Raw genomic sequence first — 12,447 nt, forward strand, 5'->3', positions numbered from 1 at the left:
GATCACGCCGCCTTCACCTTGGCCTTGCGCGGAAGGTGCGCCACCACGTTCTCGATCATGCGCATGCCGGCGTTCTGTCCGAGCGACATGATCGATTCGGGATGGAACTGGACGGCCGCGATCGGCTCGCGCTTGTGCTCGAAGGCCATGATCACGCCGTCCTCGGTCTCCGCCGTCACCATGAACTCGTCGGGCAGCCGCACCGGATCGGCGAAGATCGAGTGATAGCGGCCGACGGTCACTTCCTTGGGCAGGCCGGAGAAGACGACGCCCGGCTTCGTCACCCGGATGCGCGACGGCTTGCCGTGCATGGGAATGTGCAGCTGGCGCAGTTCGCCGCCGAAGGCTTCGGCCAGCGCCTGCAGACCGAGGCAGACGCCGAAGATCGGCAGGTCGCGACCTCGCGCCTTGCGGATGGTGGCGGTGCAGTCGAAATCCTTCGGTGAGCCGGGGCCGGGCGACAGGACGACGAGATCCGGCTGGACGGTGTCGAACACCTCTTCCGGCACCGGCGTTCGCACCGTCGTGACGATGGCGCCGGTCTGGCGGAAATAGTTGGCGAGCGTGTGGACGAAGCTGTCCTCGTGGTCGACGAGCAGGATACGCACCCCCTCGCCTACCCTCGCCGCCTCGCGCTCCTGCCGCGCCGCGTTGCTGGAGCCGGCCTCGCGGATCGCCGCGAGCATGGCCGAGGCCTTGAGCTCGGTTTCGGCCTCCTCCTCGTCGGGCATGGAATCGTAGAGCAGCGTCGCCCCTGCCCGCACTTCGGCGATGCCGTCCTGGATGCGGATGGTGCGCAGCGTCAGGCCCGTGTTCATGTCGCCGTTGAAATGGACCATGCCGATCGCGCCGCCATACCAGCGGCGCGGGCTCTTCTCGTTCTGCTCGATGAAGCGCATCGCCCAGAGCTTCGGCGCGCCGGTGACGGTGACGGCCCAGGCATGCGACATGAAGGCATCGAACGCGTCCATCCCCTCGCGCAGCCGACCCTCGATGTGGTCGACCGTGTGGATCAGCCGCGAATACATCTCGATCTGCCGGCGCCCGATGACGCGCACGGATCCGGGCTCGCAGACCCGGCTCTTGTCGTTGCGGTCGACGTCCGAGCACATGGTGAGCTCCGACTCGTCCTTCTTCGAGTTCAGGAGCTTCAGGATCTGCTCCGAATCCGAGATCGCGTCGTCGCCGCGCTTGATCGTGCCGGAAATCGGACAGGTCTCCACCCGGCGGCCCGAAACGCGCACGAACATCTCCGGCGATGCGCCGATCAGGTACTCGCCCTGCCCGAGATTGATGAAGAAGGAGTAGGGGGAGGGGTTGATCGACTTCAGCCTGCGGCAGATGTCCGCCGGGGTGGACCTGCAGCGCTCGAAGAACATCTGCCCGGGCACGACCTCGAACAGATCGCCCCGGCGGAAGCTCTCCATGGCCTTGCGTACCAGCTTGGCATACTCGCCGGGCTCATGGTCGCCGCGAGGGGGAATGGTGTCCGTCTGCCGGAAGGGTTCGGCAACGCTGTCGCGCGGCAGGCCCTCGGTGGACTGCTCCCCGAGCGCGAAATCGTAGCGGTCGTGCCAGGCCTGCGCGGTGTAGTGGTCGACCACCAGGATCTCGTCGGGCAGGAACAGCACCAGATCGCGCTGGCCGGGCGCCCGCTCCAGCTTCTGCTCGACGGGATCGAACTGGAAGGCGAGGTCGTAGCCGAAGGAGCCGTAGAGGCCGATATTGCTGTCCTCGCTGCTGCGGAACAGCGACACGATCGCGCGCAGGACGGTGAAGACCGAGGGCACGCGGCTGCGCTCCTCCTCGGCGAAGACCCTGCGGGGCTCCGCGACATCGATGCGGATGAGGCGCGGCCCCTCCTGCGCCACCACGATGTCCGTCAGTCCGTGCAGGGCGGTGGCGATGATCGGCAGCAGGGCCTCGCCGCGGCTGTTCAGCGCCTCGATGCGCATGGCGCGGCCGGTGGCGCTGATCGAAACCGGCGGATCGATGATCGCCGTGTCCCAGCGCGTATAGCGGCCGGGATACTCGTAATTGGAGGAGAAGACGGCGCCGCGCCGCTCGTTGAGCCCCTCGATATAGGTCTCGATGGCGCCCTCGTAGGGTGTGGCCGTCCGCCGCCGCGTGACGGCGACGCCGCCGGCAGTGACAAAGAGTTCCGACCCGTCGGCGCGAAGTTCCGTCGTCATTCCCGTTCTCCGTTCATCCCGCTGGGCATTCCGGGCGGAAAAGGAAAAGGCCGCCCGGACATTCCGTTGCGGCCATTCGAGTTATCCACGCGCGCGCGTCGATGGCCGCTAGATTGCGGGCCGCCACCAGTTCGCGATCGTCGACAGGTTGATCATGGCTGCATGCTTAGCGGCGGAATTCCGGCCGCGCAACAAGGATTCGTCACGTGCCCGCACGAGGGTCGGGCGGAAGCCGCCGGTCCCCTGGCGACGGCTCCTGCCTTCGCAGCCTCCAGGCCCTCAGGGCCGTCACGATCAGCCATGCCAGACAGGCCCAGGAGACCCCGAAGGCCCAGCCGGCGGCGACGTCCGACGGCCAGTGTACGCCGAGATAGACGCGGCTGGAACCGATGCCGACGGTCAGCAGCACCGCGACCCAGAGCACGTAGGCGCGCACCGCCAGCCCGTCGACGAAGCGCACGATCACCGTCGCCAGCGTCAGGTACACCACCGCGCTCATCGACGCGTGGCCGCTGGGAAAGCTCGGCGTATGGACGCTGACGAGCTGCTCGACCAGATCCGGCCGCGGACGGTCGTAGATCAGCTTCAGCCCGTGCGAGAGCGATGTGCCCAGCACGATCGACAGGACGGTATAGACCGCCGGGCCATACCGCCGCGAAACGACGAGAAAGCCGGCGACGGCCACGACGATGAGCGTCAGCAGCGGATAGCCGCCGAGCGCGGTGAGCTCGATCATGAACTCCTCGAACCAGGCCGGCCCCAGCGGGTCGGCGATGTCGGCCGGATTGCGCAACGCCAGCAGCAGCCAGCTGTCCAACCTGTCCAGCTCGGCCTCCGAGACCTCATCGGCGATCTGCAGGAAGGCATAGACGCCGAAGCTGAAGAGGGCGGCGATCGCGACGGGCAGGCTCGCCAGGCGAGAGTCGCGCATGCCCCGCACGAGGCCCTTGAGCGCCGCCGACCTGCTCACGCCGTCACCGCGGCCGCAGCCGTCCTGACCCGCTCCAGGTCCGGCTCGAACGACAGGGCGTGTTCCGCGCGGCGCAACGCCATCTGCGAGTGATGCACAGCGGCTTCGCGGCATCGGCCTCCGCCCTGCCGCGCAAGCACCGCGAAGGCCTTCTGCAGGCGTATCTGGACCTCGACCAGACCGGCGCCGTCCCGCGCGATCGGAGTGAAGACGTCATCGAGGAGTTCCTCCGCCGTCAGCGCCGGCACGTGCAGGGATGGATGTTCCGGCTCCGCGCGGTCTTCGGCCACGTCCCAGTGGATCAGCAGCCGTGCCGCGCGGGAGATCACGTCGATCGCCGTTCCGGGATCGTTGATCCCCGGCGACAGCGCACGGGACGATATCTCGGCGAGGACGGAGAAGCCGAAGCGGGGATCCTGATCGAAGCTGCGTTCCTTGCCGAGCGAGAAGGCAAAGCGGATCGCCCCCAGCTCTTCCTCCTCCTGCCGTTTCTCGAGATAGGCCACCGGCCGTGTCGGATCGACCAGCGTGCCGGGCATCGCCGCGAGGCTGATGGTCGTGTCGTGTGCCTTGGCCCAGGCCGCCAGCGCCGGCGCGTCGATGTGCCGGACATAGCCGACGGCGGGGATGAGGACGGGATAGACATGCCCGTGCCGCCGCTCCGAACCGGCCGGGAGGGGAGTCCCTCCGAGATTTGGCCGCTGAAGCCAGGCCCGAAGCGCGTCTTCGATCGCCATCTCCACCTTTTCGGTGGTCTCGTTCACCCGTCCCAGTCGAACCACGTAGTCGATCCACCGCACCAGCGTCACGACGATGATCAGGACGACGATGAGCGTGAAGACGAACAGCACGAGGCGGCCCCGCTCGCCCTGCAGGTTCATCGCCAGGGTGATGATGCCGGCCAGGCTGAAGAGGAACGATCCGAGGAACGCCGCGAGCACGTTCTGCGACGTCGTATCCTCGATCATCAGCTTCGTCGCCCGCGGCGTGACGCTGGTGGTCGCGGCCGAATAGGCCGAGACCATGGTGGTCAAAGAGAAAGTGGTCACGGCCAGCATGCTGGACGCGAGGATGTTGAGGATCTGCGAGACGGAATCCGCGCCGAGCTTGTCCGCCAGCCCGGGTGGGATGATCGGCGCCGCCAGAATGGCCACGAGCGGCGCCAGGATCGCCAGAAGGGAGATCAGCGCCGCCCTGAACCAGAGTTGGCGCCCCAACAGGGAGATCAGCCAGGACCAGCGCGACACCATACGTACAACCCTCGATTTCGGGTCGAAACTAGGGCATCCGCCGCATATTCATAGCCCTGACGTCCGGTCCCGCACGACGGACGCGCCCTCCGTCAGAAGAGCCCTTCGATATGGCCCTGTTCGTTGAGGAAGATCTTTTCCGACGACGGGCTGCGCGGCAGCCCCGGCATGGTCATGATCTCACCGCAGATCGCCACGATGAACCCGGCGCCCGCCGAGAGCCGCACCTCGCGGACGGGCACCGCGTGCCCGGTCGGCGCGCCGCGCAGGTTGGGGTCGGTCGAGAACGAGTACTGCGTCTTGGCCATGCAGACCGGGAGATGGCCGTAGCCCGCCTCTTCCCATTGCCTCAACTGGTCGCGCACGCTCTTGTCGGCGATCGCCTCCGAGCCGCGGTAGATGCGCTTCACGATGGTGTCGATCTTCTCGAACAGCGGCATCTCGTCGGGATAGAGCGGCGAAAACTGTGCGGCACCCGATTCCGCCAGGGCGACCACCTTGTGCGCCAGATCCTCGATGCCGGCCGAGCCATGCGCCCAATGCTTGCACAGGATCGCCTCCGATCCCTGCGCCGCCACGTATTCCTTCATCGCAGCGATCTCGGCGTCCGTATCGGTGGTGAAATGGTTCATCGCCACCACCACCGGCACGCCGAACTGCTTCACGTTCTCGATGTGGCGGCCGAGATTGGCGCAGCCCTTCTTCACCGCCTCGACATTTTCCCGGCCGAGGTCCTCCTTCTTCACGCCGCCGTTCATCTTCATGGCCCGCACGGTGGCCACGATGACCGCCGCTGCGGGTTTGAGGCCGGCCTTTCGGCACTTGATGTCGAAGAACTTCTCCGCTCCAAGATCGGCGCCGAAGCCCGCTTCGGTGACGACGTAGTCGGCGAGCTTGAGCGCCGTCGTCGTGGCGATGACCGAGTTGCAGCCATGCGCGATGTTGGCGAAGGGGCCGCCATGCACGAAGGCCGGATTGTTCTCCAGCGTCTGAACGAGGTTCGGCTGCATGGCGTCCTTGAGCAGCACCGCCATGGCGCCGTCGGCCTTGAGATCGCGGGCGTAGACCGGCGTCTTGTCGCGGCGATAGGCGACGATGATGTCGCCGAGCCGCTTCTGCAGGTCTTTGAGATCCGTCGAGAGGCACAGGATCGCCATCACTTCGGAGGCGACGGTGATGTCGAAGCCGGCTTCGCGGGGATAGCCGTTGGCGACCCCGCCGAGCGAGCAGATGATCTCGCGCAGCGCCCGGTCGTTCATGTCCATCACGCGCCGCCACACCACGCGGCGGGTGTCGATGCCGAGTTCGTTGCCCCAGTAGATGTGGTTGTCGATCAGCGCCGACAGAAGGTTATGGGCCGTTGTGATGGCGTGGAAGTCGCCGGTGAAGTGGAGGTTCATGTCCTCCATCGGCACCACCTGCGCATAGCCGCCGCCGGCGGCACCACCCTTGACTCCGAAATTGGGGCCGAGCGAGGCTTCGCGGATGCAGGTGATCGCGCGCTTGCCGATCCGGTTCAGCCCGTCGCCGAGGCCGACCGTGGTGGTGGTCTTGCCCTCGCCGGCCGGCGTCGGGTTGATCGCGGTGACGAGGATCAGCTTGCCGTCCCGGCCGCCCTTCGTCGAGGCGATGAATTCGGCCGAGATCTTTGCCTTGTCGTGCCCGTAGGGCAGCAGGTGCTCCGACGGAATGTCGAGCCGGGCACCGATCTCCATGATCGGTTTCTTTTTCGCTGCTCGCGCGATTTCGATGTCGGATTTCACGTCGGCCATTGCGTCTCCCCCGCATTCTTTTCCGGTCGCGGAGATCCTCCGTCCGCGCCGGCGCGATATGAGCGCGGGGACGCCTGTTTTGCCGTCCCAAAAAAGCCGCCCAATGCACCGATTGCGACAGCTTGCCGTGAACGCTGCGGGTCGGCCGCCGGCGGCGGCCGGCGAGCCGTCAGCCGACCTTGCCCCACATCTCGCCTGCCTTGATGGCCGCCTCGACGCGGTTGCGGACCTGGAGCTTCTGCAGGATGTTCGTCATGTAGTGCTTGACGGTCTTTTCCTGGAGGTTGAGCGACCGGCCGACTTCCTTGTTGCTCAGGCCCTTGGCGACGAGCCGCAGGATCTGCTCCTCGCGCGCGGTGAGGTCGGCCTGCGCCTGCACGCCCCCGGTCCGTGTCCGCATGCCGACGAGAAGACGAGCCGCGAGCCCCGGAGCGACGTAGGATTGACCCATGGCGATGCTCCTGGCGATCCGGACGAGGTCGGGTCCGCCGACACCCTTCTGAATGTAGCCCGAGGCCCCGAGGTCGAGCGCGCGCACGACGTCGTCGTCGGCTTCCGAAACCGTCAGCATCGCGATCCGCGTGCGCGGCACGAGGTCGGCGATGCGCCGGGCGGCTTCCAGGCCGTTTCCTGGCATGGAGATGTCGAGGACGATCAGGTCGGGCTTGTGCTGCTGGGCCAGCTGGACGGCCGTCACCGCATCGCTTCCTTCGGCAACGACGTCGAAACCTCCGTCGTCTTCCAGCGTGCGCACGACGCCGCTGCGATAGAGCGGATGGTCGTCGACGACGATGACGCTGATCTTCTTATTCATCCGAATCTCCGTTGCCGAAAGGCAGCGACATCCACATCTCCACATGGGCATCCGGTTTCGCCGAGAAGCCGAAGGTGCCGCCGAGCACCTCCACCCTCTCGCGCAGCCCGACCAGGCCGAGCGGGCGCTTGCCGTCCTCCAGGCACGGACAGACGGCTGGTCCATTCGTGAGCATGATGAAAAGTTCTCCGTCGCGGGTTTCGCACATGATGGACTGATCACGTCCCTCGGCGTGCCTGTAGGCGTTGTTGAGCCCTTCCTGGACGAATCTGTATGCGCAATATTTCATAGAAGAAGCGACGAAGCCGTCAATTTTTCCGATTTCCAGCGTGACCCGCGTTCCCGTACGCCTCTCATGCGCCTGCACGGCGCGACGGAGCACTTCGCCGAATTCGAGCCCGCCGATCTCAGGCAGAGACAGCCCGGCGCAGATGTTGCGGATTTCCCGCATCGCCTCGTCGAGTGTCTGCTTGATGGTGGCGCATTCGGGTTCCCAGGCCGGCGGGATGTCCTTGAGGCTGCTGATGCGCAAGGCGGCAAAGCCGATGAGCTGAGCCGGACCATCGTGCAGGTCCGCACTCAGCTGCCTCACATGGCGCTCGTTCATGGCAAGGCCGCGCGAGGCCGCGCGCTGGACCCGGATGCGCAGTTGCCGGTTCACTTCCGAAACCCGCTCGGCCTCGTGCGTGCGCGCCCGCAGGTCGCGGCGCTGGCGCTCGATGGTCCTGCTCGCCTGGTGGACGATGCCGAAGAGGGACGTCCCGATCAGCAGGGTCGTGCCGATGGTGATCGCCAGCACCACCAGCGTGGCCTGGCGCAGGGTTTCCACCAGCGCTTCGGCGTTTTCGTAGAATTCTGCGACGCCGAGGATCTTGCCGCTCCACGGATCGCGGATCGGCGCGTAGACCTCGAGCAGCGGGATGCCGAGATCCCGCTCGAAGACGCTTTCGGCGTCGTCGAGTTCCTCTATTTCGGCGGCAAGCTGGCCCTTGAGGGCGCTCTCCAGAGCATCGAATATCTCGAAGCGCTCGCCGATCAGCGCCCGGTCCGGCGAATAGGCCACGACCCCGTCCGGGCGCCAGAGCTTGATCGAGTGGATCCGTCCGCCCAGCGAACCCGTGGACAGCAGGGTCTCCAGTTCTTCGCGCGCGCCGATCGAGAGGCTTCCCTGTCTGTCCACTTCGCGGACGAGCGGAAGCAGGACCCCGTCCATCACGAGCGCCGTTGCCGAAGCGGCGTTCGTGATGGCGGCATGGGTGATGATGCGGTTCACGACGATGCCGACCATCAGGCCCGACAACGTCATCGCCAGGACCACCGCGATGGCGAAACGCGCCGACAGGCCCATGGAGCCCAGGCGGCGCTTGCGGGAAGCCGACGTCGCGACGTCCGAGGTCGCGATCATGGCGAGACGACCGGGGTCACGTCAGACGCCGTCCCTGCATCGTCTATGCAGGCGGTTGCCGCCGTCGCCCGCGATCCGCCGGACCGCAAACGTAGAGGTCGCTCCTTCCCGTGGGCAGAGAACCGCTCCATGGCTTTCCGTCAGCGGCGCAAAACGGCCCGCAGCACGTCGCGAACGCCGATCGAGCCGATGAAGCGGGCCTGCTCGTCGAAGATGGCGACGGGTGCGGTCTGTGACTGGTGCATGGCGTGCATGACGGTCTTGAGGGACGTGCCGGGTTTTGCCCAGAACACGGGTGGACGGTCGCGCGGCAACGCCTCGACGTCGTCGCAGGACGACCAGATCGCCGGCTGACCATTGTTCTCCGCGGCCACCACCATCTGGTTCTCGTCCAGCTGGAAGCGCGTCGTCTGCCGCCGGTCGAGCCAGACCCATCCGTCTCCCGCCTGTACCAGATCGCGCCGGTCGCGCATCACGTTCCAGGCCGTCAGGACCGACAGCGGATTGACGTTGGCGATGAAGTCGCGGACGTAATCATTGGCAGGCTTCAGCACGATCTCTTCGGGCGCGCCCGACTGGACGATGCGGCCGCTCTCCATGATGGTGATCCGGTTGCCGATCTTCAGCGCTTCCTCGAGATCGTGGCTGACGAAGATGATGGTCTTCTTGAGATCGGCCTGAAGCTGCAGCAATTCGTCCTGCAGCTTGGTGCGGATGAGCGGATCGAGCGCCGAGAACGGCTCGTCCATGAGCAGGATCGGCGCTTCCGTTGCGAAGGCACGCGCCAGGCCCACGCGCTGCTGCATGCCGCCCGACAGTTCGTGCGCGTACTTTCCGGCCCATTGCGACAGGCCGACGAGTTCGAGCTGCGCCTGCACGCGCTCGCGCCTCTGCTTTTCCGGAACGCCCGCCAGCTCGAGCCCGAAGCCGACGTTCTCGGCGACCGTCCGCCAGGGCAGGAGCGCGAACTGCTGGAAGACCATGGCCACGCATTCGCGGCGGATCTTGCGCAGCGTGTCGGAACCGCAGGAGACCACGTCGGCAGACCAGTCGCCGTCGTGCACCACGACCTCGCCGCGCGTGACCTTGTTCAGCCCGTTGACGGCGCGCAGCAGGGTCGACTTGCCCGAGCCGGAGAGGCCCATGAGCACAGAGATCTCGCCCTCCTCGACGGTCAGGTTGCAGTCGGCGCAGCCGAGCACCGACCCGGTCTTCTCGAGGATCTCCTGGCGCGTCGCGCCGCCGTCGAGCAGCGCCAGCGCCTCACGCGGATCGTCGCCGAAAACGATGTCGACATGCCTGAATTCGACCGCCGTGCTCATCGGGCCTTCCCCTCCCCGATGCGTGCGACGCGGTCGAGGATGATGGCCAGCACCACGATGGCGAGGCCGGCTTCGAGGCCGAGCGGGATGTTCACCGTGTTCAGCGCCCGCACGACGGGCTTGCCGAGGCCGTTGGCACCGATGAGGGCCGCGATCACGACCATCGACAGCGACAGCATGATGCACTGGGTGAGACCCGCCATGATCGTCGGCAGCGCGGCCGGCAGCTCCACCTTCCAGAGCAGCTGGCCCTTCGTGGCGCCGAAGCTCTCGCCCGCCTCGATCATCGGTCTCGGCACGGACGTGATGCCGAGATAGGTGAGCCGGATCGGAGCCGGCATCGCGAATATCACCGTGACGATCATGCCAGGCGCGATCCCGAGGCCGAACAGGATGAGGACCGGGATCAGATAGACGAAGGTCGGCAGCGTCTGCATCAGGTCGAGCAGCGGATGCAGGACACGATAGACGCGCTCGCTGTGCGCCGCCCAGATGCCGATCGGCACGCCGAGCGCCATGGACATCGCCGTGGCTCCGACGACCAGAACGATCGTCTCGCAGGTTTCCTTCCACAGGCCCTGGTTGATGATGAAGAGCAGTCCGAGCGCGACACCCGCCGCCAGTTTCCAGGATTTCTTAAGCCACCATGCGAAGCCCGCGATCAGCGCCACCAGCAGCACCGGCGGAACGGCGAGGAGAATGTCCACGAGACCGTCGAGGAGAAAGGTCAGCCCCTCGGCGATCGAATCGAAGAACCACTCGAAATTGTCCGTCAGGAAGTCGAAGAACTGCTTGCCCCACCGGCCGATCGGTATCTTGTAGTCGGCGATCCACTCCGAGACCGGATCCATTTCGAGGCTCCCCCATGGTGGCTACGGGCGTTCCGTTCGTCATATGACGCAGAAACGGCTCAAATGCCCAGAGAAGACTTCACCGCGGCCATCGCGTCGCCCCCGTCGAGCGTGGTCACGCCGTCGAGCCACGGCCCGAGCGCATCCGGATTTCCCTTCAACCACGCCGTCGCGGCATCCGCGGGGTCTTTCCCCTCGTCCAGGATGGCGCCCATGATCTCGTTCTCCATCTTCAGCGAGAACACGAGATTTCCGAGCAGCTTGCCGAGGTTCGGGCATTCCTCGACGAGGCCCTTTCGCACGTTGGTATGCACGGTGGCGCCGCCGTAGTTGGGGCCGAAGACGTCGTCGCCCCCCGACAGGTAAGCCATCTCGACATTGGCGTTCATCGGGTGCGGCTCCCAGCCGAGGAAGACGATGTCCTCCTTGCTGCCCGCCGCCTTCTTGACCGCAGACAGCATGCCGGCTTCCGAACTCTCGACCACCTCGAAGCCGGCAAGGCCGAACTTGTCGCCGGCGATCATGTCGAGGATCAGGCGGTTTCCGTCGTTGCCTGCCTCGATGCCGTAGATCTTGCCGTCGAGCTGGTCCTTGAACTTGGCGATGTCGGCGAAGCTCTGCAGGCCCTTCTCGAACGTGTATTTCGGTACCGCGAGCGTGTACTTCGCGCCTTCCAGATTGGTCACCAGCGTGACGACCGAACCGTCCTCGCGGTATGGCGCGATGTCGGCTTCCATCGTCGGCATCCAGTTGCCGAGGAAGACGTCGATGTCGCCGCTCTTGAGCGAGGCGTAGGTGACCGGCACGGAGAGAATCTCGGTGGAGGGTTCGTAGCCGAGTGCCTCGAGCACGACGGAGGCGGTGGCGGTCGTGGCCGTGATGTCGGTCCAGCCCACGTCGGAGAACGTCACCTCCTTGCAGCTGCCGGCATCCGCGGCGAACGCGCCGGACGACAGTGCCGTGGCCAGCCCGAAGGCGAATGCAGTGGTCTTTGCGAGCTTCATTCTGGTAACTCCCCTTGTTCGGCTGCGCACGGATGAGGCGGTCGCAAGCGCGGCAGCGCATGACGGAAGCCAAACATCATTTCGGCGGCGTTTCAAGCCGCTTGGCGCCACGGACTGGTCAGCTTACGTCAACGGCGGCCGGCGATCCGGTTTCCCGTGGATGAGCGGCAGCCTTCGCGGCATCTCCCGAACGGCGGACTCCCCTCGCGGCGGAAACTGCGCTTAAAGGCGCCATGGCCAAGCTCTACTTCCACTACGCCACCATGAATGCCGGGAAATCGACGATGCTGCTGCAGGCGTCGTACAATTACCGGGAGCGCGGCATGTCGACCATGCTCTTCGTGGCGGGCCACTACCGCAAGGAGGGCATGGGCTACATCTCGTCGCGCATCGGCCTGGAATCCGACGCGCGCATGTTTCGCGACGGCGACGACCTTTATGCGGCGATCGCGGACCATCACGCCCGCGCGACCGTCCACTGCGTCTTCGTCGACGAGGCGCAGTTCCTGGAGGAGGATCAGGCATGGCAGCTGGCGCGGGTGGCCGACCGCCTCGGCATCCCGGTCATGTGCTACGGCCTGCGCACCGATTTCCAGGGCAACCTCTTCAGCGGCTCGCGCGCATTGCTCGCCATCGCGGACGAGCTGCGCGAGGTCCGCACCATCTGCCGCTGCGGACGCAAGGCGACCATGGTGGTCCGGCTCGGTCCCGACGGAAGGGTAGCCCGGGAGGGTGATCAGGTGGCCATCGGCAAGGACGTCTACGTCTCGCTCTGCCGACGGCACTGGGAAGAGGAGATGGGTCGCTGGAGCGCCGAGGATTTCATCGGCTTCGCACGCTAGCGTCTGAGGTTTTCCCCATTCGTTA

General features: G+C 66.0%; 10 protein-coding genes. 1 reads left to right on the forward strand and 9 read right to left on the reverse strand.

Going from position 1 to position 12,447, the window contains the following annotated elements; genetic code table 11:
- Nucleotides 1–2 precede the first annotated feature (2 nt).
- The 9 genes from IAI54_RS11700 to IAI54_RS11740 all read right to left on the reverse strand — a co-directional run bounded on the left by IAI54_RS11700 (nucleotide 3) and on the right by IAI54_RS11740 (nucleotide 11,580).
- Nucleotides 3–2,192: an anthranilate synthase gene (locus tag IAI54_RS11700; RefSeq protein ID WP_187972501.1), complete on the reverse strand. Its 2,190-nt coding sequence runs from the start codon at nucleotides 2,190–2,192 to the stop codon at nucleotides 3–5.
- Between the two features lie 202 nt (nucleotides 2,193–2,394).
- Complete coding sequence (locus tag IAI54_RS11705; RefSeq protein WP_235679339.1) at nucleotides 2,395–3,162, reverse strand: phosphatase PAP2 family protein; 768 nt, start codon at nucleotides 3,160–3,162, stop codon at nucleotides 2,395–2,397.
- Nucleotides 3,159–4,412 (reverse strand): DUF2254 domain-containing protein, encoded by a 1,254-nt coding sequence (locus IAI54_RS11710; RefSeq protein ID WP_187972502.1) that lies wholly within the window; start codon nucleotides 4,410–4,412, stop codon nucleotides 3,159–3,161. Before IAI54_RS11710 ends, IAI54_RS11705 begins: the two co-directional genes overlap by 4 nt.
- Nucleotides 4,413–4,504: 92 nt before the next feature.
- The gene (locus IAI54_RS11715) at nucleotides 4,505–6,184 is read right to left on the reverse strand and encodes a formate--tetrahydrofolate ligase (protein ID WP_187972503.1); all 1,680 of its coding nucleotides are present in this window, start codon (nucleotides 6,182–6,184) and stop codon (nucleotides 4,505–4,507) included.
- 169 nt (nucleotides 6,185–6,353) lie between these two features.
- A complete protein-coding gene (locus IAI54_RS11720; protein WP_187972504.1) occupies nucleotides 6,354–6,998 on the reverse strand; it encodes a response regulator in 645 nt (214 codons plus the stop codon).
- Complete coding sequence (locus IAI54_RS11725) at nucleotides 6,991–8,403, reverse strand: sensor histidine kinase (RefSeq protein ID WP_187972505.1); 1,413 nt, start codon at nucleotides 8,401–8,403, stop codon at nucleotides 6,991–6,993. The genes IAI54_RS11720 and IAI54_RS11725 overlap by 8 nt, the downstream gene beginning before the upstream one ends.
- Nucleotides 8,404–8,543: 140 nt before the next feature.
- The gene (gene choV, locus IAI54_RS11730; RefSeq protein WP_187972506.1) at nucleotides 8,544–9,725 is read right to left on the reverse strand and encodes a choline ABC transporter ATP-binding protein; all 1,182 of its coding nucleotides are present in this window, start codon (nucleotides 9,723–9,725) and stop codon (nucleotides 8,544–8,546) included.
- The gene (gene choW, locus IAI54_RS11735) at nucleotides 9,722–10,576 is read right to left on the reverse strand and encodes a choline ABC transporter permease subunit (RefSeq protein ID WP_187972507.1); all 855 of its coding nucleotides are present in this window, start codon (nucleotides 10,574–10,576) and stop codon (nucleotides 9,722–9,724) included. The genes choV and choW overlap by 4 nt, the downstream gene beginning before the upstream one ends.
- Nucleotides 10,577–10,635: 59 nt before the next feature.
- Nucleotides 10,636–11,580, reverse strand: a complete 945-nt coding sequence (locus IAI54_RS11740; protein WP_187972508.1) for a choline ABC transporter substrate-binding protein — start codon at nucleotides 11,578–11,580, stop codon at nucleotides 10,636–10,638.
- Nucleotides 11,581–11,813: 233 nt separating this feature from the next.
- On the opposite strand from IAI54_RS11740, the gene IAI54_RS11745 reads away from it, so the two are divergent.
- Complete coding sequence (locus IAI54_RS11745) at nucleotides 11,814–12,422, forward strand: thymidine kinase (RefSeq protein ID WP_187972509.1); 609 nt, start codon at nucleotides 11,814–11,816, stop codon at nucleotides 12,420–12,422.
- The last annotated feature ends 25 nt before the right edge of the window (nucleotides 12,423–12,447 follow it).

Source organism: Aquibium microcysteis, from assembly GCF_014495845.1.
Classification (GTDB): domain Bacteria; phylum Pseudomonadota; class Alphaproteobacteria; order Rhizobiales; family Rhizobiaceae; genus Aquibium; species Aquibium microcysteis.